The sequence below is a fragment of the Micromonospora sp. NBRC 101691 genome, assembly GCF_030269285.1.
In the GTDB taxonomy this organism is placed as follows: Bacteria; Actinomycetota; Actinomycetes; order Mycobacteriales; family Micromonosporaceae; genus Micromonospora; species Micromonospora echinospora.
The window spans coordinates 115,914-138,793 of sequence record NZ_BSTB01000013.1 but is presented as its reverse complement, the minus strand read 5'-3'; the positions used below and the strand labels follow the sequence as shown (position 1 = coordinate 138,793).

The window sequence follows — 22,880 nt, the reverse complement described above, 5'->3', positions numbered from 1 at the left end:
TGGACCTGATCGGGTCCCAGTCTCGCCGGGCAGGCTCGGCGGCGTGGACACCATCGATCGAGTATGCGAAACGCGCTGGTCGTACCGGGGTCGACCGGTACGGCTGGCGGTGGCCGGGGCACGACGGACGACGGCGGCGCGGCGGGTGGTGACCGGGGCGCTGGCCGCCCTGGACCGGATCACCGCCCCGGGGCGGGGTGAACTGGCCCGGGTACACCGGGCGGCGGGCCGTCCGGTGCCGGTCGGCCCGCTGCTGCGTGACCTGGTGGCGGTCGCCCTGGACGCGGCGCGGGCCAGCGACGGCGCCTGTGACCCCACGATCGGCGCGGCCCGGATCCGGCTGGCCGCCCGGGGCGGCCCGTTCCCCGTCTGCGGCTTCGGCACCGCCGTTCCGCCGCCCGCCGACGGCTGGCGGGCCGTGTCGCTGCACGGCGACCGGCTGGCGGTGCCGCCGACGTTGCTGCTGGTCCTGGGCGGGACGGCAACGGCGTACCTGGCACAACGCTGCGCCGCCCAGATCGCCGAACGGTCGGCGGGCGGGGTGCTGGTCGCGATCGGGTCCCGGGTGGCGACGGCCGGCCCGGTGCCGCCCGGCGGCTGGCCGGTGCCGGTGGGCGGCCGGACGATCCGGCTGCGCGGTGGCGGGCTGGCCACCGCGTCCGCGAGCCGCCCCGACGGTGGCGGCGTGCTCGATCCGCGTTCCGGTCAGGCCCCGGAACTGCCCGGGACGGCGGTGACTGTGATCGCCCCGGACACGGTACGGGCGGCCACCCTCGCCGTCACCGCCCTGGTCCGTGGCGCGGACGGCCCCGGCTGGCTCGCCGGTCAGGACTGTTCCTGGTGGATCGACCCGGACCGGGCGGGCGTCCCCCTCGCGCCCGGGGTGCGGTGGTAGCAGGGGCAGGTTGGTAGCTGGCGCAGGGTTGGTAGCAGGGGACCCCTGCTCATCAAAAAGCGGTAACAGGGGTCCCCTGCTACCTTCCGGGGATGCGGCAGCGGCAGCGGCGAGGCGGCGGTACGGCGGGCCCACTGGCCGGGAGGGTCGTCCTGGTGACCGGGGCGGCGCGGGGCATCGGTGAACACACCGCCCGGGTCGCCGCCGCCCGGGGCGCCCGGGTCTGTCTGGTCGGCCTGGAACCGGAGCGCCTGGCCGCGCTCGCCGCCGACCTCGGTCCCGGGCACGTGTGGTTCGCCGCCGACGTCACCGACCAGGCGAGCCTGGAGGCGGCCGTCGACGGCACCCTGACCGCGCTGGGCGGCATCGACGCGGTGGTCGCGAACGCGGGCGTGGCGAACCGGGGCACCCTGGCGGTCGGGGATCTCGACGCGATGGTGCGGACCGTCGAGGTGAACCTGATCGGGGTGATGCGGACGGCGGCGGCGACGGTCGACGCGCTGATCGCCCGCCGGGGCTACCTGCTGATCGTGTCCTCGGCGGCGGCGTTCGCGGCGCCACCGGGGATGGCCGCCTACTGCGCGTCGAAGGCGGGCGTGGAGCAGTTCGGCACCTCGATCCGCCTGGAACTGGCCCACCACGGGGTCGCCGTCGGCACCGCGCACCCGTCCTGGATCGACACCGACCTGGTCCGCGACGCCCGCTCCGACCTGCCCGCCGTCGCCGAGTTGCTGGCGAAGCTGCCCTGGCCGATGCGGCGGACCACGTCGGTACGGGAGTGCGCGGAGGCGTTCGTCCGCGCCGTCGAGCGACGGCAGCGACGGGTGTACGTGCCGCGCTCCGTGGGCCTGGTGCAGGCCAGCCGCGCGCTGCTGGTCAGCCCGCTGGCCGACCTGGTGATGGCCCGGCACGCGCGACGGGCCGTACCCGAGTTGGAGGCGCAGGTACGGGCCCTGGGGCGCGGGTTCGGCGTGACCACGGCGCTGCCGGACGTCGCGGACGCGGCCGGCCCGCGTACCGACCCGGCGGCAGACGACACGACCGGGTGAGCGCCCGGCACCGCCGGCCATGCCGGGAGCGGGACACTTCGCCCGACAGGGGCTGACCCGCGCCGGAACCCAAGATCGCCGGTCGTCGGTTTGTCCTGCTCCGGCCTCGGGTACCGGCTCGGGAGCGGCACGGCCGGCGGGCGAGTCACGCCCACGGGCACCCGGACGAGGCGAGGAGCGACGCAATGAGGACGCTGGACGGGCGGTACCGGCTCGAACAGCGGATCGGCGTCGGCGGCATGTCGGAGGTCTGGCGTGCGCACGACGTGGTGCTGGACCGGACGGTGGCGGTCAAACTGATCTCCCCCGGTCAGGACGACGGCCCGACCTCGGTGGACCGGATCCGCGCCGAGGCGCGCTCGGCGGCCCGGCTGGTGCACCCGAACGTGGCGAGCGTGCACGACTTCGGCACCTCGACGACGGTCACCGGGCAGCCGGTGCCCTACATCGTGATGGAGCTGGCCGAGGGGGAGACTCTCGCCGCCCACGTCCGCTCCGGTCCGTTGGACTGGCGGATCGCGGTCCGGGTCTGCGCCGAGGTGAGCGCCGCGCTGGCCGCCGCGCACGCCCACGGCATCGTGCACCGGGACGTGAAGCCGGCGAACGTGGTGCTCACCCCGGCCGGGGTGAAGGTGCTGGACTTCGGTATCGCCACGCCCGCCGGCACGCGGGACCAGATGCCGGAGGGAATGGTGGTGGGCACCCCGGCGTACCTCGCCCCGGAGCAGTTGGCCCGGCAACCGGCCACCACCGCCGCCGACATGTACGCCCTCGGCGTGCTGCTGTACTACTGCCTCACCGGCCGCCTGCCGTACCCGGCGGCGACGACCACCCAACTGCTGGTGGCGGGTCGCCGGCCGGCGCCGGAACGGCTGCCGGCGATCGACGGCCTGCCGCCCGAGGTGGCGGACCTCTGCCGACGCTGTCTGGACGAGGACCCGGTGGCCCGCCCGACCAGTCTGGTCGCCGCGCTGGTGCTGGCCGAGGCGGTCGACGCGCGGGTGTACGTGCCGCTGGCCGCGGTGCCACCCCGGCCCCGCTCGGGAGGCACCGTGTCGCCGTGGTGCGACCGGGCGGCGGCCGAGCCGACCGAGGTGGCGGTGGTGGCGGATCACTGCGGTCCGACGGGCTGAGGCGGTCGGACCGCCCCGGCGGGCGAAGACGGTCGGACCGGCCGCCCCTCGCGGCGGTTTCGCCGGGCGGGTGCCGGGTAGCCGTGCCGGGATGACGGGAGGAACGCGATGTCGGATCCGAGTTCCTGGTTCCACGAGGCGATGGCGACCGCCGAGGGTGGTCACGTACGCACCGACGACGGTGGGCTCTCCACGGCACTGGCCTCCCCGCTCGCGCCGCACTGCTCCGGATTGACGCCGGAACAGCTGCTCGCGGCGGCCTTCGCCTCGTGTCTGCACCACGCGGCGGTCGAGGCGGCCAAGGACATCACCGACGAGGCGCACACCGTGCAGGTCCGCGCCGAGGTCAGGTTGGGTCGCGCCGACGACGGCCGGTACGAGGCGGACGTGCACGCCTCGATCGCCTCCACCGGGCTGAGTCGCGACCAGCTCGCTGGCCTGGTGGCGCAGGCGGACCGGCTGTGGCCGTTCTCCAGCGACGACCGGCACCGGCTGACCGTCACGGCGGCGGAGAACGGCCGGCACTGAGCGGCGGGGAAGGGCCGGCGCTGACCGTCCGCCGTACGGGCCAGTGGCCGGTCGACCGGATGGTGCTGTCGCCGCTCCGGACGGCGGAGGTCCGGAGCGGGGCACGACGGGGGTCGTGCGGTGTCCGGATCATCCCTGGAAGGCAATTTCTGAAGCTAATTGCCGCTGATGCCGGCCCCGACCGTTCCGGTATGATTTCTGACGGTATTAAGGGCGCGACTCCGGCCACATGTGGTTCATGCCACTATTCACGCCGATGGCAATGGTCCCGATCCTTTCTAGCCTCGGCGGGTGCGCCACGACGACTCCGTTGACCAGAAGCTGACCCGAGTCCGACCGGACACCCGTTCGGCGGACGGGGCCTCCCCCGAACGACGCGTCGGCCGGCACCGGGCCGAGGACCGCCGGCCCCGGGGCCGGGCGTGGCACGCCGCCACCGGCGTCCGGGTGGCGCTCGCCGCCGGAGTGACCTGCTGCCTCGGCGTCGGCGCCGTGGTCGGGACGCAGGCGGTGAACGGCGACGAGGAGCCGCTGCGCGAGTCCCTGGCCGACCGGGCGGTCAGCGCCGCCGAGGCCGACCGGCGGGCCTCCCGGTCGTACCAGCGCGGCCCGGTGCCGACGCCCAGCGCCTCCGTCAGTCCCTCCGCCGCCGCGAAGCCGACCGCCCGGCCGCAGCCCGTCCGACCGAAGCCGGTGGCCGGCCTCACCCAACGCCAGATGGACAACGCCAGGGCGATCGTGGACGTCGGCGTCGAACTACGGATGCCCCGCCGGGCGCTGGTGGTGGCGATCGCCACCGCGATACAGGAGAGCGACCTGCGCAACCTCGCCAACGACCGGATCGCCGAGTCGTCCCGGTACCCGCACCAGGGCAGCGGCACCGACCACGACTCGGTGGGTCTCTTCCAGCAGCGACCGAGCAGCGGCTGGGGCAGTGTCCGCGAGCTGATGCAGCCGGCCTACGCCGCCCGGGTCTTCTACCGCGCGCTGCGCGAGGTGTCGGGGTGGGAGGACATGAGCGTCACGGCCGCCGCCCAGGCGGTGCAGCGGTCGGCCTATCCGGGCGCGTACGCCAAGCACGAGCGCCGGGCCACCACCGTGGTCGACGCGCTGACCTGACCGGCGGCGGCACGTCTCGGGGCGGCCCCGGTCCGCGGTGCCGTGGCGGGTCGGTCGCGGCGCGGCCCGTGGCGGGTCAGGCGCGGTGGCGCCGTGGCGGTCAGGACCGCTTGGGCAGCACCACGACGCGACCGAAGAACTCGTCGATGCGCCGGACGACGTCGTTGAAGTCGTCGAGGTCGATCGGCTTGGTCACGTAGGCGTTGGCCTGGAGGGTGTAGCTGCCCACGATGTCGGTGTCCGCGTTGGACGTGGTCAGCACGACGATCGGGATGGTCCGCAGGTCGTCGTCGCTCTTGACCTCGCCCAGCACCTGCCGGCCGTCCATCCGGGGCATGTTCAGGTCGAGGAGGATGACGTCCGGCCGCTGGGCGTCGGTGTGCCGGCCCTCCTGACGGAGGAACTCCATCGCCTCCTGGCCGTCGCCGACCACGTCGATGACCTTCTCGACGTCGGAGTCCTCCAGCGCCTCCTCGATCATCAGAACGTCACCCGGGTCGTCGTCCACCACCAGGATGCGGACCGGTCCGGACCTCTCTGCGCCCATGACTACCTGCCTCTTCGTGGGGGTGGAGCGATGGCCGGACGATCACTGCCGGCGGGGAAATCTAACCGATCAGTGGTGGGCGTGCGACGCCGGGTCGGCGGTCGGATCGTATCGGAGCAACTCGGCCAGACCGGTCATCCGCAGGATCCGGTCGACCCGCCCGGTCGCGCCGGTGAGTCGCAGCCAGCCACCGGCCGCGGCGCAGGCGTTGTCGCCCCGGAGGAAGGCGGCGATCCCGGTGGAGTCACAGAAGGTCAACCCGTCCAGGTCGACCAGGATCCGCACCTGGCCGTCGGCGAGGAGACCGTCGATCGCCGTGGTCAACCGGGGCGCGGTGCTCAGGTCGAGTTCACCGGCGAGGCGCAGACGTACTCCCCCGCCATCCCGTTGGACGTGCGCGACGGTGAACGTCAACGTGGTCCCTCTCGCTCCGACCACACGCGAATGCTTGCGGTGGAGCAAGTATAAACAGGCGTCGGGTGCGGGCCCGCACCCGACGGGCCTCAGCGGGCCGGGACCGCCGGGGAGGCCGCCGCCACCGCACGTCCCTCGTCGAGGAACCGCTTCGCCCGGGGGAAGTCCCGCAACGACCGGGCGAGGAACGCCAGGGTCGACTCCACCGAGACCGCCGGGACGCCCCGGCTGGTGAGGATCATGGCCAACCAGTCGACGAACTCGGTGAAGAGGTCACCGTCGTCGACGTAGACCGCGGCGGCCAGGAAGTCGACGATGTGGCCGAGGTCGCTGACGGTGGAGTCGAGTTGGGCGGCGGTGTAGTCCACCGTCTGCGGGAAGCGGTCCCGCAGGTCAGTCAGGGCCGCGTCGATCAGCTCGGCGCGCCGCCGCAGCAGCCCGGCGTACTCGTCGTCGGCCAGGTGGGCCAGGTCGGCGGCGGGCACCCGCCGCAGCGCACGCTCGTCGGCGACGAGTTCGGCGGCCGTCGGGGCGTCCGGCGCCCAGGCCACGCCCAGCCGGCGGGCCCACCGCCCGCCCGTCCCGAAACCGCGACCGCCGACCAGCACCGGCACGTCGGAGCGGCGACAGGTCTCGATCATGCGGTGGGCGTACGGCAGCCGCATCGGCAACGCGCAGGCCAGGGCGACCGCGTGCGCGTCGTACCGCTGGAGGTACGCCACCAGGTGCGCGGCCGGCACGCTCGCGCCGAGGAAGGTGACCTGCCAGCCGCGCAGTCGCAGGACCTCGGAGACCAACCGGGCCGGCAGCCCGTGCCACTCGCCGTCCATGCAGGCCACCACGACGTGACCACGGTCGGGCCGGGGGCTGGCCGACGAGGAGACCGCGGCGACGACCCGCTCGCTGATGTGCGTCGCGGCGTGCTCCTGCGCGACGCTCCACTCGTTGCGCGCCCAGCGCTCCCCCACCTCCGCCTGCGCCGGGGCGACCAGGTCGAGCAGGATCCGCTCGGCGGGCATCCCGTCGGCGAGCAGGTCCATCGCCACGTCCACCGCCGCGTACTCGTCGGCGCCCTCCAGGCAGTCGAGGTACACCGGATAAGCGGCGGTCAGGTCGGTACGGGTGGCGGCGCTGGTCACGATCGTCACGTCCTCGGGTCTCGGTGTCCCGAGCCGACCGGCTGCGGGACGGGGGCGGCGCCGGCCAGATCGGGCACCGCGTGCAGGTGCCGGGATCCGCGCCCGGTGGCGCCCACCGCCCGCATCGCCAGCACCGCGATGTCGTCGTGGTCACCGTGGGCGAGCCAGTCACCGGTGACCTGCTCGATCCGTTCGGCGAGCGCGGGCGCCGGCATCCGGTGGCACCCGCTGATCGTGTGCACCAGCCGGTCCACGCCGAACAGTTCGTCACCCCGCCGGCCGCCCCGGGCCTCGGTGACCCCGTCGCTGTAGAGCAGGCAGGTCTCGCCGGGGGCGAGCCGGACCGTCACCTCGCCGACGCGCGGGTCGGGCACCACACCGATCAGCATGCCGCTGAGGGCGACCGGTTCCACCTCGCCGGAGGCCCGCAGCACCAGCGGCGGCAGGTGGCCGCCACCGGCCATGGTGAGCGACAGGCCGCCGTCGCGCTGCGGCCGGACCACCCCGAGCACCATCGTGGCGAACCGGCCCTGGCCGTTGGCGAGGGTGGTCTCCAGCAGCGCGTCGTTGAGCAGCCGGAGCAACCGGGCGGGCTGGAACTCGACCCGGTGCAGCGCCTGGAGGCACTGGCGGAGCTGACCGGTGAAGACGGCGGCCTCCACACCCTTGCCGGAGACGTCGCCGAGGTAGAACAGGCAACCCCCGTCGGGCAACTGGTGGGCGCCGTAGAAGTCCCCGCCGATGCGCAGTCCGGCCTGGGCCGGACGGTAGGCGGTGCCCCACTGGACCCCGTTCGCCTCGGTCGGCTCGACCGGCAGCAGGCTGGCCTGGAGGGTGTCGGCCACCTCGGCCTGGTCGCGGTAGAGCAGCGCCGAGGTCAGCGCCGCGCCGGCCCGGGAGGCGAACGCGCGGACCAGGTCCACGTCGGACTCGTCGAACGGCCGCGTCGCCCGGCGGGCGACGAGCAGCACGCCGGTCGAGGTGCCCCGGCCGGGCAGCGGCACCAGCCGGGCGCAGACGTCCGGCACCGCCAGCCCCGGCAGCCAACCGGCTTCGGCGGCCTGCTCGACCAGCCAGTCCACCGCGTGCGGCTCGACCCCGTCGAGTCCCTCGTCGATCGCGGGCGGCAGGTCGGCGGCGCCGAGGACGCCACTGTCCACGGTGGGCACGTCCTCGTCCACCCGGGCCGCCCGCCACCAGCGGGCCCGACCGGCGCGCGGGGCGAGGACCAGCACCGCGACGTCGCCCAGGGTGGGCACGGCGAGCCGGACCGTGGCCGCCGCCGCCCGGTCGGGGTGCAGCGGGTTGCCGAGCTTCTCCCCGGCGGCGGCGAGGAACGCCGAGCGGGCCCGTTCGGCCAGCAGGGCGTCCGCCCGGCTGACGCTCTCGGTGACGTCCTCGACGTACCGGCAGCAGCGGTTGGCGGAGAGCGGCACCCGACGGACCCGCAGTCGCCGGCCGTGGTGGGTGAACTCGACCGGGCCGTCGCCGCCGGTGAGCGCCGCCACCCCGGCGGCGGCGAGGACCTGCCCGACGGTGACCTCGGGGAGCAGCCGTTCGGCGACCGGGCTGAGGTGGCGCACCACCCCGTCGGCGTCGCAGACGACGAAACCCTCGCGGAAGTGCTCGACGACCTCGGACCAGTCGGGCCCGGTCGCCGCGTGGTCCGGGTCGAGGGGCGGCAGCGGCTGCGCAGGGCGGTGCGGGACGTCGGCGGACCACGCCGGAGCCCGTGCGGCACTCGGCGTGGAGATCCGTCCGTCGCCCGGGTCCCAGTCCCTGACGTCGGCAGCAGTCACCAGCTAAGCCCCACTCCTTCTCGACACCCTCGCTCCGCCTGTCCTGGCGTGTGTGATCCAATCTCTTCGCCCCAGCCTACGCCGGTATGCCGGTAACGCCACCCGTGGTCGGGGTCGACGTACCCGGCGGACGGTCCCGGCGGTTGTTACGATTTCGGGAAACTGCCTGCCCGGCAGCCCTGCGGAGAGGCGTGATGTCGGTGCCCCAACGGAGGAAACCCGAATCGACACCGTTGACCATGTCGATCGACGACGCCGATTCCGCGGCACCCCTGATCACCGTCGCGGGTGACCTGGACTTCACCACCGCCACACCGCTGCGCACCGCGCTCGACCACCTGCTGGCCGCCCGACCGCCGGTCATCGTGCTGGATTTCGGTGGCCTGCTGTTCATCGACAGCACCGGCCTCGCGGTGATCGTGCACGCCTGGCGCGAGGGGCACCAGCAGGGCACCCTCATCCGACTCCGCGCCGTCCCCCGTTTCCTGGCGACCATCCTCGACATCACCGGGGTCAGCGGCCTGCTGGCCCGGACGACCCGCGAGGACGAACGTGAGCGACCCGCCGCGTCGGCCTGACCGACCCCGGGGGTTTCCCGGCCCACACCACCTGGGAACATGGTGCAGATGCCACGCGAGCTGTTGACGATCGAGGTAAGCCGGGCCACGCCCCGGCACGCCCTGCTGCGGCTCGCCGGCGAACTCGACTTCGACACCGCCCCGGAGCTGATCCGGGTGGCCAACCAGGTCCGCGCCGAGGGATACGACGAGGTCACCGTCGACCTCACCGACGTGACGCTCTGCGACTCCTCCGGGCTGAGCGCGATCGTCGTGCTCTACCGCAGCGGCGCGCGCACGGTCCGACTCACCGGCATGAACGACCGGGTCCAGCAGTTGCTGACCCGCACCGGGCTGGCCGAACTGCTGGCCGGTCCGCGTCCCGCCGAGCGCGCGGACGGTTCCGTGCCGGACGACGGGACGCGCGAGGTCGGCTGACCGGCCACCGCCGGTTCCGGGTCACCCCACGACGACGGCCTGCGACGCGACCGGGAGGCGTCGCCCCTCGGGCTCGGGTACAAGGTCGTCCGGTCGTCCCGCCTCGGGCGCCTGGAAGAGGTAACGGACGAACTCCGCGCCCGCCTCGTTGTCCTCGGCGCCCGGCCACTGCCCCACACAGTCGACGCCGACGACCTCCCGGCCGGCGCCGTCGGCCTCCTCCAGCAGCGCCCAGACGGTCACCGGATAGCAGCGGGTGGCGTCCGGGGCGAGTTGCCAGCGGGCGTACCACCCGGGTCGCGCGGGGACGATCTCGACAATTCGCTTCATGACGACCTTCCCTTCCGCGTGCCTCGGAAGTTCTTCCGGTCCGCTGCCGATCATGCGCCCCGCCGGGGTGAGCGCCCGTCACCCCGGCGGCATGAACCCCGACGACGGTGTCGCGTCGCCGGCCGCCGAGCCGGTTTCGGGTCGGGCGGTGCCGGGAAGCCGCGGGGAGCCAGCCGAAGAGGAAGTGAGGTCAGCGGATGAGGAAGCAGATGGAGGGGGACAACGAGCGCCGCCGGGCGCTCGCCCGCCAGGCCCGGGAACGCGGCCGGCAGCCCAGCGGCGACGCCGCCACCCTCGGCGCCTCCAAACAGCTCACCCACCTGGACCGGGGCAAACGAGCGGGTCCGCCCCCGGCTGGTGTCCACAAACCGGACAGCAGCCGGGGCGGTCCGGTGCTGCCGCCGGCCGGTCGGGCGTCCGCCGCGCGGCCGGGACCCCGGCCCGGTCCGGGCCAGCCGGAGACCATCGGCCTGGGGTACCGCGAGTTGGTCGGCGACGTCAGTCGGCGGACCGGGGTGGACTTCCGGGAGGCGAAGGTCGGCGCGGAGGCGACCGTGCTGGTGTTGTCCCGGGCCCTGGCGGAGGCCGACCGGCAGCGGCTGCTGCGGGCGGTGCCGGTGTCGTTGCACGACGTGACCCCGGTCGACGGGATCGAGCAGCACCGCGACCTGCCGGGCTTCGTCGGCGAGGTGGCCCGGATCAGTGGCCGGACCCCGGAACAGGCCCGCTACCAGGCCGAGGCGACCATGGCCGCGCTGGCCACGCGGGACGGACGTCTGGTGGCGTCGCTGCGCGTACCGGAGGGGTTGCGCGACCTGCTCGCTCCGCCGGAGGCCGGTGGCGGCCTGGTCGGACCGGCCGGGGCGACCGCGCCGCTGAACGCGGACGAGTTGCGGGCCGCCCTGGCCGACCTGCCCTACTGGTCGGCACGGGGTCCGACGCTGTCGCGCAGCATCGCCCTGCCCCCGCCGAACCTGGACCGGGTGCTCGACCAGATCGACCAGTTGCGCCGGGACACCGGGCGGGGGCCCGCGATCAGCCGGCAGACCGGCTCCAGCGCCGTGCTCACGGTGCGCAGCCGCCAGGCGGACGCGGTCACCGCACGCGACGTCGACCTGGCCCACCGGGTCGACGACGCGATCGAGGAGGCGGGCGCCGGGATCGCCGGCTGAGCCCGCCCGGCGGGGCCGGTGGTCCGTCCGCCGGCCCCGCCGGCCGACGGCAGCGGGGACCCGTCGCGCCGGGTCGGCTACCGTGCCGGTCGTGGAGGGGGACGACGGACCGGCGCTGGTGGTGGACCCCACCCGACGGACCGGGCGCACCCTGCTCGCGGCAGGGGTCGAACAGTCGTACGTCGACGTCGCCGACCCGACCCACCTGCGGTTCGAGTACGTGCGGCGGATGGCGGCGGTGCTCGACCTCGCGGCGCCGTCCGGCGTACCGCTGCGGGCGCTGCACCTCGGCGGCGGCGCCCTGACCCTGCCCCGCTACCTGGCCGCCACCCGGCCCGGGTCGACGCAGCTCGTGGTGGAGCGGGACGCGGCCCTGCTCGACCTGGTGATGCGGGAACTGCCCCCGCCACCGGGAGTCCGGACCGAGGTCGACGACGCGCGCGCCGCCCTGGCCGGGCAACCGGCCGACGGGTACGACGTGGTGCTCGCCGACGTCTACTCCGGGGCCCGGATGCCGGCGCACGTGTGCACCGTCGAGTTCGTCGCCGAGGTGGCCCGCGCCCTGCGCCCGGACGGGGTCTACCTGGTCAACCTGACCGACCTGCCGCCGCTGGTCTTCTCCCGGGTGCAGGCGGCCACCCTCGGCACGGTCTTCGCCGAGGTGTGCCTGGTCGCCGCCCGGCGCATGCTCGGCGGCCGGCGGTACGGCAACGTCGTGCTCGCCGCCGCCGCGCGGCCCGGCCGGCTCCCGGTACGCCGGCTCGCGGCGCGGGTGGCCCGGGATCCGTCGCCCGGCACGGTGCTGCACGGCGCGGAGTTGGCCGCCTTCGTGGCCGGCGCGGCGCCGGCCACCGACGCCGCCCGGCCGGTCAGCTGAACGTCGACCGTTTTCCCCGGCCGGGAGTGGGTAGCCGCGCCGGATGAGCAGCCCCGACGACCGGCTCACCGCCCGCCGGGTGGCCATCGTCATCGGGCTGGTGCTGGCGACCCTGCTCGGGCTGGCGCTGCTCTGGGCCGTCCGCCGGGTGTTGGTCTGGATCCTGCTGGCCGCCTTTCTCGCCGCTGCCCTGAAGCCGGCCGTGGACCACCTGGAACGCCGGTTCGTCCGCCGCCGGACCCTCGCCACGCTGCTGGTGTTCCTCGCGGCGTTCGGGCTGCTCGCCGCCGTGGGAGCGGTGATCGTGGTGCCGCTGGTGGACGAGGTGGCCCGCTTCGTCGAGCGGGCCCCGGAGCTGGCCCGGGACATCCGGGCCGGACGGGGCCGCCTCGGTGAGCTGGTGGACCGGTTCGGGCTGCGCCGGTACGCGGAGAGCCACGGCGACCAGCTCCAGCAGTACGGCGACCGGTTACGGAAACCGGCCCTGGGCCTGGTGCGCGGCGTGCTGGAGACGGTGGTCGGGACGATCACCGTGGCGGTGCTGGCGTACCTGATGGTGCTGGAGTCGCCCCGGATCAGCGCCGCGCTGCTCGCCCTGAGCGGCGACGGGGCCGGTGACCGGCTGCGGCGGATCGGCCAGGAGTGCGGTCGCACCGTGACCGGGTACGTCACCGGGAACCTGGTGATCAGTCTGATCTGCGGCAGCCTGACGTTCGTCGTCCTCGCCGCGCTGGGCGTCCCGTTCGCCGCCGTGATCGCCCTGGTGGTCGCCGTGGCGGACCTGGTGCCGCTGGTGGGGGCGACGATCGGGGCGCTGGTGGCGGCCGGGGCGGCGTTCGTGCACTCCCCCACCGCCGGCATCGTCACGCTTGTCTTCTTCGTGCTCTACCAGCAGGTGGAGAACCACCTGCTGCAACCGGTGATCATGGCACGGGCGGTCCGGCTGAACCCGCTGACGGTGCTGGTCAGCGTGCTGCTCGCGGTCGAACTCGCCGGCCTGGTCGGGGCGCTGCTCGCCATCCCGGCCGCCGGCATCCTCCAGGTCCTGCTCCGGGAGGCCGACCTGCCCCGCCGGCTGCTCCGCCGGTGACCCGGACCGGGCTGCTCACCGGCGGCGGACCGCCACCTCGGGTGTGGAGCTCTCCAACGGCACGGCGTTCGCCGGCACGAGGCCGAGCTGCACGGCGGGACGGGGCAGGGCGGCGTCGAGCATCCAGTCCGCCCCCACCCGGGCCCGGTTGCCGGGCATGGCGAGCAGGTGGTAGCCCCGGGTGACCGCCTTCGCCGGCAGCCCGGACAGCGACACCTTGAGCGGGTTCGCGGCGGCGTCCCGGCCACCCAGGTCGACCACCCAGCCCAGGTCGTGGTGCCGGTACGGCCGACGCCGGCCCTGCCCGTACGAGGCGGCGATGTTGTGGGCGGCCAGCTTGCCCTGCCGCTGGGCGTGCTGGGCGGTCATCGCGCAGATGCCGCCCGGCTTGGTCAGGTCGGGCACGGCGGCGGCGTCGCCGCAGGCGTAGACCTCGGGAAAGCCGGGGACGCCGAGGTACTCGTCGACCACCAGCCGGCCCTTCTCGGTGCGCAGCCCCAACTCGGCGACGAACGGGTCGGGGCGGACGCCGACGCACCAGGCCAACGTGCAGGTCGGCACGTAGTCGCCGTCGGTGAGCTTCACCCCGTCGGCGGTGGCCTCGGCCACCGAGGTGCCCATCCGCACGTCGACGCCCCGCCGGGTGAGCACGCGCTGCGCGGTCTCGGACATCCGCTGGTCCAGCTCGGGCAGGACGCGGGAGGCGACGTCGAGCAGCATCCAGCGGGGCCGGACGGTCAGTCCGGGCCGGGTGGCGGCGAGCTTGTCGGTGAAGAGCTGGCCGTGCGCGGCGACCTCGGTGCCGGTGTAGCCGGCCCCGACCACGACGAACGTCGCCCGGGCCTGCTGCTCCGCCGGGTCGACGGCCTGCTCGGCCAGCTCGATCTGACGGATCACGTGGTCGTGCAGGTAGAGCGCCTCGGGCAGGCCCCGGAAGCCGTGCGCGTACTCGGTCACCCCGGGGATCGGCAGGAGCTTGTTGACGCTCCCGACGGCGAGCACCAGGCGGTCGTAGGCCAGTCGTCCCTGGTCGCCCTCGGGCTGGGTGAAACCGACCCAGCGGTTGTGCAGGTCCACCCGGTCGGCCTCGCCGACGATCACCCGGACCCCGTCGAGCGTCCCGTTGAGCGGCACCGAGACCCGCTTCGGCTCCACCACCCCGGCGGCCACCTCGGGCAGCAACGGCAGGTAGAGGAAGTAGTCGGTGGAGTTCAGCACCACGATCTCGGCCCGGCCCCGGGCCAGCCGGGCCAGGGTCTTCGCCGCGTGGTAACCGGCGAACCCGGCTCCCACGATCACCACACGAGGTTTCGTCATGTCCGGTGCCCTTCCCGCCGTCGAGGCGGACAAACCTGACCGACCGGACGTGGTCGATCTCCGGCTCCGCGGGGTGCGCCCCGCCGGCCGGCGGGGCCGACGACGGCCGGCGTCCGGGCCGCCAGGGGTCGCCATCGGAGCGTCCGCTGTCGGTCACCCGCCCGTCGCCCGGCGGACAGCGGCACCGACCATCGTCGTCGCCGGAGGGCCCGTGCACGGCGCGGGGCGGCGTCGACCCGACCGGTCGAACCGCACACCGACCCCGCTGACCTGCGGGAAGCTGGATTTCGGGCCGTCGCCGGGGCGTCCTGGCGCAGCAGGACGTCCGTCGTGTCCACCCGGCCCGGCCGCCGACCGCCGGGGGCCAGAAGGAGCGTCACCGTGCAGGCACCCGACGTCAGCGTCGTCGTCCCGGTCTACGACACCATGCCGTACCTGCGGGCGTGCCTGGCGTCGCTGCTCGGGCAGACCATCGGCCACCGGCGGATGGAGATCGTCGCGGTCGACGACGGTTCCACCGACGGCGGCGGGCAACTGCTGGACCAGCTCGCCGCCCGCCACCCGGACACCGTGCGGGTGCGGCACCAGGCCAACTCCGGCGGCCCGGCGAACCCCTGCAACCGGGGCCTGGAACTGGCCACCGGACGGTACGTCTTCTTCGTCGGCTCCGACGACCGGCTCGGCCCGGAGGCCCTGGAACGCCTGGTCACGGCGGCCGACCGAGACGAATCGGACGTGGTGCTGGGCCGGGCGGTCGGGGTCAACAGCCGGTACATGTCCCAGGAGATCTTCGCCGAGAGCCGGGTCGACGTGGACCTGTTCGACTCGGCGCTGCCCTGGTCGCTGGCGAACATCAAACTGTTCCGCCGCGAGCTGGTCGAACGTCACCACCTGCGCTTCCACGAGGACATGCCGATCCTCAGCGACCAGCCGTTCACGCTGGAGGCCTGCTACCGGGCCCGACGGATCTCGGTGCTGGCCGACTACGACTACTACCACGCGGTACGCCGGCTCGACGCCCGCAACATCACCTACCGCAGCCGGCTGGACCAGCGGTTGCGGTGCGTGGAGCTGCTGGTCGACCGGGTGGCCGAGCTGATCCCGCCCGGCAGGCAGCGCGACGCGGTGCTGCGACGGCACTTCGGCCTGGAGGTGGCCCACCTGGTCGGCGACGACCTGCCCCGGCTGGACGGACCGACCCGGGAGCGGGTGTACGGGGTGGTGCGCCGGCTGGTCGACCGGTACCTCACCGACGACCTGCGCGACCGGCTCGACATCGAGACCCGCCTGCGGCTGTCCGCCGCCCGGAGCGGGTTGACCGACCTGCTCGCCGTGATCAGGCAGGACGCCGAGCGGGGCGTCCCACCCACCGTCGTGGCCGGGGACCGCTGCCACGCCGGCTACCCCGGGGTGGGGCTGCCCGACTGGACCGACGTGACCGGGGTCCGCGCCGACTGGCTGGCCCGGCTGGACGCGGTCGCGGTGGGCTGGGAGGGCACCCGGAGCCTCACCGTCACCGCCCGCAGCCCGCACCCCGACCTCGGGCGGGCCGTCGGCGGCCCGGTCCACGTCCGGGCCGGCCGGATCGCCGGCGACACCCTCGACGTCACGCCCGACGCGCGGGGCAGCCTGGTGCGGGTCCGCTTCCCGGTGGACCGGCTGCTCGCCGGCAGCGCCGCGACCGGTCAACGCCACCCGCTACGGGTGGAGGTCGACGGAAAGGTCGGCCGGGGCAGCGCCGCGCTGCGCGCTCCCGGGCTGACACCGGCCCGGCCCCGGATCCGCCGCCACGGCACCCGGCTGTACGCGGCCACCACCAGCCTCGACGCCCGGACCGGGCACCTGGTGCTGGCGGTGGTGCCGGTGACCGCGGCCCGGCTGGCCGCCCGGCTGCGACGCGGGGGCCGGTGAGCCGGACGGTCGCACCGCCCCGGAGCGGCGGCCCCGGTACCCGGCGCGGACACGCCCGGGGCGGGCTCCGGGTCGGACAGGCGGTACCGTCGGGCCGGGACAGCGGGTCCCACCGACGGTGGAGGCGGTCACGGCCAGGGAGAAGGGACGCGCGCTCATCGCGTCCAACAAGAAGGCGCGCCACGACTACACGATCCTCAAGACGTACGAGGCGGGCATCGTGCTGGTCGGCACGGAGGTCAAGTCGTTGCGGGCCGGACGGGCGTCGCTGGTCGACGCGTTCGCCCAGGAACGCGACGGCGAGATCATGCTGTACGGGCTGCACATCGCCGAGTACGGCTTCGGCACGTGGACCAACCACGCGCCCCGACGCACCCGCAAGTTGCTGCTGCACCGGGTGGAGATCGCCCGGATCCTGGAAAAGCTCCGCGACGGTGGGCTGACCCTGGTGCCGTTGTCGATGTACTTCGAGAACGGCTGGGCCAAGGTCGAGCTGGCGCTGGCGCGCGGCAAGAAGTCGTACGACAAGCGGCAGTCCCTGGCCGAGCGGGACGCCAACCGGGAGATCGCCCGGGAGCTGGGCCGGCATCTCAAGGGGCAGCGCCGACGCCAGCGCACCCCCTGACCGGCACCGGCGGCATCGCCGCGCTGTCCCCCCGTCTCGCCGACACCGCCGCCGGCACGACCCCGGTCGCCCGGCGGCGCGGCGGGCGACGGCGGCCCGGGTCGCCGCGACGAACGTCCAGAACAGCGGCAACGTGGTGTGCTTACGCTGGGCCCGGGTGTTGGTGCCGAACATGGCGGTGCGCAACGGCGTGGTCAGCTCCAGCTGCGCGCCGGCCCCGGTGAGCGTCCGGTTGACGATGTTGGCCGGCGAGACCCCGGCCAGGTCCGGATGGTCGCTGCCGTCCAGGGTGGCCACGCCGACCGCCGCGTACTCCTCGTGCAGGTAGCCGCGGAGTACGGTGTCCAGCCCGCCGACCACCACCGCCTGCCCGGTGTCGGGGAGACCGACCTGGACCGCCGTGCAGCCGTGCAGGGAGACCGCGAACCGGGCCCCGCCGCACAGCGACCGGGCCTGCGGGTCGTCGCAGCCGGTGGAGGTGACGTGCAGCTCCCCGTTGTCGCTGCCGCGCAGCCCCTCGAAGAGCCAGTAGTCGTAGCCGGGAGCCCCTGGACCGGTCGGGGCGAGGGTGGCCGGGTGGTAGCCGGCGACGGCAAGGCAGAGTTCCGAGGTGCCGACCTCGATGCCGCCGCCGTGCGGCGCGAGCACGGTGGCCGACGGGAAGGTCGCCGGGGTGCTGCCCAGACTGTCGTCGAAGGCGTCGTGCCGGCGGAACCGGCGGGCGTAGTCGACTCCCTCCACCAGGGTCGGGTCGGCGTACAGGGCGGAGTTGGTGGCGTGCAGGTCGGTGGCCGCCCGCGCGGCCCCGGGCAGCACCGCCCCGGCCCCCGTCGTGCCCACGGCCGCGCCGACCAGCGCGGTCAGCACCGTCCGTCTCTCGAATCCCGCCATGGCATCCACCCCGTGGTCGTCGTACCGGCCCACCGGGAGCCTAGTGACCACAGTCGATGCCGATCGTCCTGGCGGACATTCCACCGCCAACCGGTAAAGGGGGACGTGGCTACGGCTCCGTCGGCATCGGCACCTCGACGAAGGTGGCACCACGCAGGTCCAGCCAGGCCCGGTCCGGGCTCCGGACCAGTCGCAGCATCACCGCTTCACAGGCCGGGCAGCGGGCCACCAGGCCGGGCGCGTGACCGAACACGTGCAGCTCGGCCATCGGGCCGGTCCGCCCGCACGACGCGCACCGGCCGGTCGCGCCGCTCAGGTCGACGGCGAACAGCTCGCGCAGCGGCCCGTCCAGCACGTTGCCGTCCTGATAGGACATGGTGGTCATCGGTCGTCCCCCTTCGCTCCGGTACCGGCTCATCCGGTCGGGCCGAACCGCTCGGTCCGCACCCGGCGGGTCGGATGGCCCAGGCCCACCAGCAGATCCGCCGCCGTCTCCACGAAGCCGGTGGGACCGCAGACGTAGCAGAGCGGCTCCAGCTCGGGCGGCCAGCCGTGGCTGTTCACGTCGGCCAGGCCGATCCGGTGCGGCTCGCCCCGCCAACCGTCGGGCGCCTGACGGGTGTAGACGTACGCCACGTCGAGACCCCGGTCGTCGCGGGTCCGGCGGCGCAGTTCGTCGGCGTAGAACACGTCCGTCGGGGTGCGCACCGAGTAGACCAGCCGGAACGGGGCCCGGTTGCCCGCCACCCGCCGGGCCCGGACCATCGCCATCAACGGCACCACCCCGGAGCCGCCGGCCACCAGCAGCACCGGCGCCGATTCGTCGGTACGCCAGACGAACCAGCCGCCCACCGGGCCGCGCACCTCCACCGGGTCGCCCTCGGCGTACACGTCGATCAGGTACGGCGACACCTCGCCGTCGGGCACCCGCTGCACGGTCAACGCGATCCGGTCGCCGTCGGCCGGCGCGGCGAGCGAGTACGCCCGGGCGGCCTGGTAGCCGTCCTCGGCGGTGAGCCGGACGTCGACGTGCTGCCCGGGCAGGTGCCCCGGCCAGCCGGGCACGTCGAGGACGAGGGTCTGCGCGGTCGGCGTCTCCACCCGGCGTCCGACGAGCCGGGCGACCCGCCAGGTCAGCGGGGCGCGCCCGCCACCGGGGGCGGACACCTCAGTCGCCCTGGTAGCGCTGCTCGCGCCACGGATCGCCGTAGTCGTGGTAGCCGGCGGTCTCCCAGAAGCCGGGCTGGTCCTCGACCAGCAGCCGGATGCCCCGCACCCACTTGGCCGACTTCCAGAGATACAGGTGCGGCACGAGCAGCCGGGCCGGCCCGCCGTGTTCGGCGGGCAGCGGCGCGTCCGCGTAACGGTGCACCACCCAGGCCCGGCCGCCGCGCAGGTCGTCCAGGGGCAGGTTGGTGGTGTAGCCGCCGTACGAGTGGACCAGCGCGTACCGGGCGGCGGTGTCGACCCCGGCCAGGAGGGTGTCCAGCGAGACGCCCTGCCAGGTGGTGCCGAGCTTCGACCAGCGGGTGACGCAGTGGATGTCCACCGTCGGCGTCTCCTGGGGCAGGCCCATCAGCTCGTCCCAGGTCCACCGGAACTCCGCGCCGCCCTCGGTGGCGAGGACGAACTCCCAGTTCGCCAGCTCGACCCGGGGAGTGGGGCCGGCGGAGAGCACCGGGAAGTCCGGGGTCAGGTACTGCCCCGGCGGCAGGTCCGGTCCGCCCGACCGGGGCCTGCCCCGGAAGCCGGGCGACACGATTCCCACCGGTCAGTCGTACCACCCGGGCCGGCGTCCGCGACGCCGTTCGCGTCAACGCGCGTCGGGTCGGGCGGCCCCGCCCACGCCGTGGCGATCCGGTGGGCCGGTGGCGCCCGTACGCCCCGACACGTTGATCTCGACCGGGTTCCCGCCGTAGATTTGGGCACCAGCAGTGAGGAGCGTTGATGCGGACCATCGACTGGCGGGACGGGCGGATCGTCGCGATCGACCAGACCCGGCTGCCGCACGAGGTCGAGTTCCTGGAAATCGAGACCATCGAGGCGCTGATCGCCGCGATCCGGTCACTGGCGATCCGCGGCGCGCCCGCGATCGGCGTGGCCGGGGCACTGGGGGTGGCCCTCGCCGCCCGCCTGTACGGCGACGACCCGGCCGAGCTGCGCCGCGCCACCGACGCGGTCCGGGCGGCCCGCCCCACCGCGGTCAACCTCGCCTGGGGCGTGGACCGGGTGCGGGCGCGGCTGGACGCCGACGGCGCGGAGGCCGCGTTGGCCGAGGCGCTGGACGTGCTGGAGGAGGACGTCCGCTGCTGCCACGAGCTCAGCGAGCGGGGCGCGCGTTGGCTGGTCGAGACGGTCGGGCCGAAGGTGGCGGTGCAGACCCACTGCAACGCCGGGGCGCTGGCCACCGTCGAGTGGGGCACCGCGCTGGGCGTGGTGCGTTCCCTCCAGGAGCACGGCGCGCTGGGCCACGTCTACGCCGCGGAGACCCGCCCCCTGCTCCAGGGGGCGCGGCTGACCGTGTGGGAACTGGCGCAGATCGGCGCGCCGCACACCCTGGTGGTGGACTCCGCCGCCGCGTCCGTGCTGGCCCAGGGGCTGGTCGACGCGGTCGTGGTCGGCGCGGACCGGATCACCGCCAACGGTGATGTGATCAACAAGGTGGGGACGTACCCGCTCGCCCTGGCGGCGGCCCGGGTCGGCGTGCCGATGGTGGTCGCCGCGCCGGAGTCCACCGTGGACCTCGCCACGCCGTCCGGACGGGATGTCACCATCGAGGTGCGCGATCCCGAGGAGATCACCGCCCTCGGCGCGGCGGCACTGGCCCCGCAGGGCACCGGGACGCTCAACTACGCCTTCGACGTGACCCCGGCCGACCTGGTCACCGCGATCGTCACCGAACGCCGGGTCATCCTGCCGGCCGCCGGTGGCCGCCCCGACGACCCGATCGACCGGTCCTGACCGGGCCCACCCCGCCGACCGTCACCGACCCGCCCGGTCCGCCGACCGGGCGGGACCGGCCTGTCGGCCCCACCCCGCCGGCCGGGCGTGACCGGCCGGTCCGATCCAACCCGCGAGGAGCCACCGCCATGCTCAACCGCTGGTCCGCCGACGACGCCCCGGACCGGTCCGACCCGGTCGCGCAGCTCGTGTACGCCTCCCGGCTGCTCGGCACCGACACCGGCCTGGTGCTGCACGGCGGGGGCAACACCTCGGTCAAGACCACGGTCACCGACCTGACCGGGGAACCGGTGGAGGTGCTCCACGTCAAGGGCAGCGGCTCCGACCTGGCCACCATGGGCGCCTCCGGCTTCACCGCGCTGCGGCTGGCCCGGCTGCGGGCGCTGCTGCGGCTGGAGCGCCTCGCCGACACCGCCATGATGAACGAGCTGCGCTGCGCACGGCTCGACGCGACCGCCCCGGACCCGAGCGTCGAGTCGCTGCTGCACGCGCTGCTGCCGCACCCGGCGGTGCTGCACAGCCACGCCGACGCGCTGCTCACCCTGACCAACCAGCCCGAGGGCCGCCGGCTCGTCGAGGAGGTCTACGGCGACAGCGTGGTCGTCGTCCCGTACGTGATGCCCGGTTTCGACCTGGCCCGGGTCTGCGCGGAACTCTTCCCGGCACAGGCCCACCCGGGCACCGTCGGCATGGTCCTGCTCAACCACGGCCTGTTCACCTTCGGCGCGGACGCCGAGGAGGCGTACCACCGGCACATCGAGCTGGTCGGCCGGGCCGAGGAACGGCTGGCCCGCCGGACCACGCCGTCCCGGGCCGCCGGGCCTGTCCCGGTCGACCGGGTCCGCCTGGCCCGGCTGCGCGCGGAGATCTCCGAGGTGACGGGGGCCCCGATGGTCCTCAGCCGGTACGACGACCCGACGGTCCGCGCGTTCCTCGGGCGCGCCGACCTGGCGGCGGTCGCCACGCGCGGCCCGGTCACCCCCGACCACGTGCTGCGGACCAAGCGCGTCCCGCTGGTCGGCACCGACGTGGCCGGGTACGCCGAGGAGTACCGCCAGTACGTCGCCGAGCACCAGGGGCGGGCCCGCGCGGCGCTGACCATGCTCGACCCCGCTCCCCGGGTGGTCCTCGACCCCGAGCTGGGCCTGCTCACCGCCGGCCGGCGGGCCACCGACGCCCGGATGGCGCAGGACATCTACCGGCACACCATCGACGTCATCGAGGCAGCCGAGGCGATCGGCGGCTACCAGGCGCTGCCGGCCGGCGACATCTTCGACGTGGAGTACTGGGAACTCGAACAGGCGAAGCTGCGGCGCGGCGGGGCGTTGCCGGAGTTCGCCGGCGAGGTGGCGGTGGTGACCGGGGCCGCCTCGGGCATCGGCCGCGCCTGCGCCGAGGCGCTCCAGGCACGCGGGGCGTGCGTGGTCGCCCTGGACCGGGACCCGTCGGTCACCGAGGGCGACGGGGTGGCCCGGCTCGGCCTCCAGGTCGACGTGACCGACCGGGCGGCGGTCGACGCCGCGCTCGACCGGGCGGTGGAGCGGTTCGGCGGGGTGGACATCGTCGTCGCCGCCGCCGGGATCTTCCCGGCCAGCCAGGAGATCGCCGGGCTGGACCCGGAGACGTGGCACCGGACCATGGCGGTGAACACGGAGTCGGTGGCGTACCTCTTCTCCCGGACCCACCCGCTGCTGGCGCTGGCGCCCCGGGGCGGCCGGGTCGTCGTGGTCGCCTCGCGCAACGCCGTGGCCCCCGGGCCCGGCGCGGTCTCCTACTCCGCCTCCAAGGCGGCGGTGGTGCAGGTGGCCCGGGTGGCCGCCCTGGAGTGGGCGTCCGACGGCATCCGGGTGAACGTGCTGCACCCCGACGCGGTCTTCGACACGGGCCTGTGGACCCCGGAGGTGCTCGCGGCGCGGGCGGCGCACTACGGGCTCACCGTGGAGCAGTACAAACGACGCAACCTGCTCGGCACGGAGATCACCAGCGCCCGGGTGGCCGACCTGACCGCCGCGCTCTGCGGCGAGACGTTCGCGGCCACCACCGGGGCGCAGATCCCCGTCGACGGCGGGAACGAGCGGGTGATCTGAC

Annotated in this window: 23 protein-coding genes and 1 pseudogene; 14 read left to right on the top strand and 10 right to left on the bottom strand. The window is 74.7% G+C overall.

What is annotated here, in order from left to right:
• The first annotated feature begins 43 nt into the window (after positions 1 to 43).
• The 5 genes from QSK20_RS20310 to QSK20_RS20290 all read left to right on the top strand — a co-directional run bounded on the left by QSK20_RS20310 (position 44) and on the right by QSK20_RS20290 (position 4,724).
• Positions 44 to 895: an FAD:protein FMN transferase gene (locus tag QSK20_RS20310; protein ID WP_285790173.1), complete on the top strand. Its 852-nt coding sequence runs from the start codon at positions 44 to 46 to the stop codon at positions 893 to 895.
• A gap of 92 nt (positions 896 to 987) precedes the next feature.
• Entirely contained in the window at positions 988 to 1,944 is a 957-nt protein-coding gene (locus tag QSK20_RS20305) for an SDR family oxidoreductase (protein ID WP_285790172.1), read from the top strand.
• Between the two features lie 185 nt (positions 1,945 to 2,129).
• On the top strand, positions 2,130 to 3,077 hold the full coding sequence (locus tag QSK20_RS20300; RefSeq protein ID WP_285790171.1) for a serine/threonine-protein kinase: 948 nt from the start codon (positions 2,130 to 2,132) through the stop codon (positions 3,075 to 3,077).
• Positions 3,078 to 3,185: 108 nt separating this feature from the next.
• On the top strand, positions 3,186 to 3,605 hold the full coding sequence (locus tag QSK20_RS20295) for an OsmC family protein (protein ID WP_088984763.1): 420 nt from the start codon (positions 3,186 to 3,188) through the stop codon (positions 3,603 to 3,605).
• A 291-nt stretch (positions 3,606 to 3,896) separates the two neighbouring features.
• On the top strand, positions 3,897 to 4,724 hold the full coding sequence (locus QSK20_RS20290; RefSeq protein ID WP_285790170.1) for a hypothetical protein: 828 nt from the start codon (positions 3,897 to 3,899) through the stop codon (positions 4,722 to 4,724).
• Between the two features lie 100 nt (positions 4,725 to 4,824).
• On the opposite strand, the gene QSK20_RS20285 is transcribed toward QSK20_RS20290, so the two are convergent.
• The 4 genes from QSK20_RS20285 to QSK20_RS20270 form a co-directional block, all read right to left on the bottom strand.
• A complete protein-coding gene (locus QSK20_RS20285) occupies positions 4,825 to 5,271 on the bottom strand; it encodes a response regulator (protein WP_088984764.1) in 447 nt (148 codons plus the stop codon).
• Between the two features lie 69 nt (positions 5,272 to 5,340).
• Positions 5,341 to 5,685 carry an STAS domain-containing protein gene (locus QSK20_RS20280; protein WP_285790169.1) on the bottom strand — a complete coding sequence of 115 codons (345 nt, stop codon included), beginning with the start codon at positions 5,683 to 5,685 and terminating at the stop codon, positions 5,341 to 5,343.
• An 89-nt stretch (positions 5,686 to 5,774) separates the two neighbouring features.
• Complete coding sequence (locus QSK20_RS20275; protein WP_285790168.1) at positions 5,775 to 6,833, bottom strand: cobalamin B12-binding domain-containing protein; 1,059 nt, start codon at positions 6,831 to 6,833, stop codon at positions 5,775 to 5,777.
• Positions 6,830 to 8,623: a PP2C family protein-serine/threonine phosphatase gene (locus QSK20_RS20270; protein WP_285790167.1), complete on the bottom strand. Its 1,794-nt coding sequence runs from the start codon at positions 8,621 to 8,623 to the stop codon at positions 6,830 to 6,832. The genes QSK20_RS20275 and QSK20_RS20270 overlap by 4 nt, the downstream gene beginning before the upstream one ends.
• 239 nt (positions 8,624 to 8,862) lie before the next feature.
• On the opposite strand from QSK20_RS20270, the gene QSK20_RS20265 reads away from it, so the two are divergent.
• Together QSK20_RS20265 and QSK20_RS20260 are read left to right on the top strand one after the other, a co-directional pair.
• Positions 8,863 to 9,201, top strand: a complete 339-nt coding sequence (locus QSK20_RS20265; RefSeq protein WP_285790166.1) for an STAS domain-containing protein — start codon at positions 8,863 to 8,865, stop codon at positions 9,199 to 9,201.
• Positions 9,202 to 9,249: 48 nt separating this feature from the next.
• A complete protein-coding gene (locus QSK20_RS20260) occupies positions 9,250 to 9,618 on the top strand; it encodes an STAS domain-containing protein (protein WP_285790165.1) in 369 nt (122 codons plus the stop codon).
• Positions 9,619 to 9,639: 21 nt separating this feature from the next.
• Here QSK20_RS20260 and QSK20_RS20255 read toward each other — a convergent pair whose 3' ends face one another.
• Entirely contained in the window at positions 9,640 to 9,948 is a 309-nt protein-coding gene (locus QSK20_RS20255; protein WP_285790164.1) for a hypothetical protein, read from the bottom strand.
• A 197-nt stretch (positions 9,949 to 10,145) separates the two neighbouring features.
• Between QSK20_RS20255 and QSK20_RS20250 the strand changes: the two genes are divergently transcribed.
• The 3 genes from QSK20_RS20250 to QSK20_RS20240 all read left to right on the top strand — a co-directional run bounded on the left by QSK20_RS20250 (position 10,146) and on the right by QSK20_RS20240 (position 13,087).
• The gene (locus QSK20_RS20250) at positions 10,146 to 11,120 is read left to right on the top strand and encodes a DUF2267 domain-containing protein (RefSeq protein ID WP_285790163.1); all 975 of its coding nucleotides are present in this window, start codon (positions 10,146 to 10,148) and stop codon (positions 11,118 to 11,120) included.
• A gap of 91 nt (positions 11,121 to 11,211) precedes the next feature.
• Positions 11,212 to 11,997: a spermidine synthase gene (locus QSK20_RS20245; RefSeq protein WP_285790162.1), complete on the top strand. Its 786-nt coding sequence runs from the start codon at positions 11,212 to 11,214 to the stop codon at positions 11,995 to 11,997.
• Positions 11,998 to 12,040: 43 nt separating this feature from the next.
• Positions 12,041 to 13,087: an AI-2E family transporter gene (locus QSK20_RS20240; RefSeq protein ID WP_285790161.1), complete on the top strand. Its 1,047-nt coding sequence runs from the start codon at positions 12,041 to 12,043 to the stop codon at positions 13,085 to 13,087.
• A gap of 15 nt (positions 13,088 to 13,102) precedes the next feature.
• On the opposite strand, the gene QSK20_RS20235 is transcribed toward QSK20_RS20240, so the two are convergent.
• Positions 13,103 to 14,404, bottom strand: coding sequence for an NAD(P)/FAD-dependent oxidoreductase (locus QSK20_RS20235; RefSeq protein ID WP_285790160.1), 1,302 nt, complete (start codon positions 14,402 to 14,404; stop codon positions 13,103 to 13,105).
• A gap of 381 nt (positions 14,405 to 14,785) precedes the next feature.
• Between QSK20_RS20235 and QSK20_RS20230 the strand changes: the two genes are divergently transcribed.
• Together QSK20_RS20230 and smpB are read left to right on the top strand one after the other, a co-directional pair.
• Positions 14,786 to 16,315 carry a glycosyltransferase family 2 protein gene (locus tag QSK20_RS20230; RefSeq protein WP_285790159.1) on the top strand — a complete coding sequence of 510 codons (1,530 nt, stop codon included), beginning with the start codon at positions 14,786 to 14,788 and terminating at the stop codon, positions 16,313 to 16,315.
• A gap of 118 nt (positions 16,316 to 16,433) precedes the next feature.
• Positions 16,434 to 16,940 (top strand): SsrA-binding protein SmpB, encoded by a 507-nt coding sequence (gene smpB, locus QSK20_RS20225; protein WP_088984773.1) that lies wholly within the window; start codon positions 16,434 to 16,436, stop codon positions 16,938 to 16,940.
• A 165-nt stretch (positions 16,941 to 17,105) separates the two neighbouring features.
• On the opposite strand, the pseudogene QSK20_RS32155 reads toward smpB, so the two are convergent.
• From QSK20_RS32155 to QSK20_RS20205, 4 genes and pseudogenes are all read right to left on the bottom strand, one after another.
• Positions 17,106 to 17,831, bottom strand: a pseudogene (locus tag QSK20_RS32155) (poly-gamma-glutamate hydrolase family protein); the annotation flags it as partial.
• Between the two features lie 109 nt (positions 17,832 to 17,940).
• Positions 17,941 to 18,216, bottom strand: a complete 276-nt coding sequence (locus tag QSK20_RS20215; RefSeq protein WP_285790157.1) for a DUF6510 family protein — start codon at positions 18,214 to 18,216, stop codon at positions 17,941 to 17,943.
• Positions 18,217 to 18,245: 29 nt separating this feature from the next.
• Complete coding sequence (locus tag QSK20_RS20210) at positions 18,246 to 18,998, bottom strand: ferredoxin reductase (protein WP_285790156.1); 753 nt, start codon at positions 18,996 to 18,998, stop codon at positions 18,246 to 18,248.
• Between the two features lies 1 nt (position 18,999).
• Positions 19,000 to 19,590: a sulfite oxidase-like oxidoreductase gene (locus tag QSK20_RS20205; protein ID WP_285790240.1), complete on the bottom strand. Its 591-nt coding sequence runs from the start codon at positions 19,588 to 19,590 to the stop codon at positions 19,000 to 19,002.
• 188 nt (positions 19,591 to 19,778) lie between these two features.
• Between QSK20_RS20205 and mtnA the strand changes: the two genes are divergently transcribed.
• Both mtnA and QSK20_RS20195 read left to right on the top strand, forming a co-directional pair.
• The gene (mtnA, locus tag QSK20_RS20200; protein ID WP_285790155.1) at positions 19,779 to 20,792 is read left to right on the top strand and encodes an S-methyl-5-thioribose-1-phosphate isomerase; all 1,014 of its coding nucleotides are present in this window, start codon (positions 19,779 to 19,781) and stop codon (positions 20,790 to 20,792) included.
• Between the two features lie 128 nt (positions 20,793 to 20,920).
• Complete coding sequence (locus QSK20_RS20195) at positions 20,921 to 22,879, top strand: bifunctional aldolase/short-chain dehydrogenase (protein ID WP_285790154.1); 1,959 nt, start codon at positions 20,921 to 20,923, stop codon at positions 22,877 to 22,879.
• Position 22,880 lies beyond the last annotated feature (1 nt).

Coding starts and splice junctions, on each gene's coding strand:
- QSK20_RS20265 (WP_285790166.1), top strand. CDS start 8,863: ATGTCGATCGACGACGCCGATTCCGCGGCACCCCTGATCACCGTCGCG.
- QSK20_RS20285 (WP_088984764.1), bottom strand. CDS start 5,271: ATGGGCGCAGAGAGGTCCGGACCGGTCCGCATCCTGGTGGTGGACGAC.
- QSK20_RS20260 (WP_285790165.1), top strand. CDS start 9,250: ATGCCACGCGAGCTGTTGACGATCGAGGTAAGCCGGGCCACGCCCCGG.
- QSK20_RS20235 (WP_285790160.1), bottom strand. CDS start 14,404: ATGACGAAACCTCGTGTGGTGATCGTGGGAGCCGGGTTCGCCGGTTAC.
- QSK20_RS20195 (WP_285790154.1), top strand. CDS start 20,921: ATGCTCAACCGCTGGTCCGCCGACGACGCCCCGGACCGGTCCGACCCG.
- QSK20_RS20305 (WP_285790172.1), top strand. CDS start 988: ATGCGGCAGCGGCAGCGGCGAGGCGGCGGTACGGCGGGCCCACTGGCC.
- QSK20_RS20250 (WP_285790163.1), top strand. CDS start 10,146: ATGAGGAAGCAGATGGAGGGGGACAACGAGCGCCGCCGGGCGCTCGCC.
- QSK20_RS20215 (WP_285790157.1), bottom strand. CDS start 18,216: ATGACCACCATGTCCTATCAGGACGGCAACGTGCTGGACGGGCCGCTG.
- mtnA (WP_285790155.1), top strand. CDS start 19,779: ATGCGGACCATCGACTGGCGGGACGGGCGGATCGTCGCGATCGACCAG.
- QSK20_RS20240 (WP_285790161.1), top strand. CDS start 12,041: ATGAGCAGCCCCGACGACCGGCTCACCGCCCGCCGGGTGGCCATCGTC.
- QSK20_RS20300 (WP_285790171.1), top strand. CDS start 2,130: ATGAGGACGCTGGACGGGCGGTACCGGCTCGAACAGCGGATCGGCGTC.
- QSK20_RS20255 (WP_285790164.1), bottom strand. CDS start 9,948: ATGAAGCGAATTGTCGAGATCGTCCCCGCGCGACCCGGGTGGTACGCC.
- QSK20_RS20295 (WP_088984763.1), top strand. CDS start 3,186: ATGTCGGATCCGAGTTCCTGGTTCCACGAGGCGATGGCGACCGCCGAG.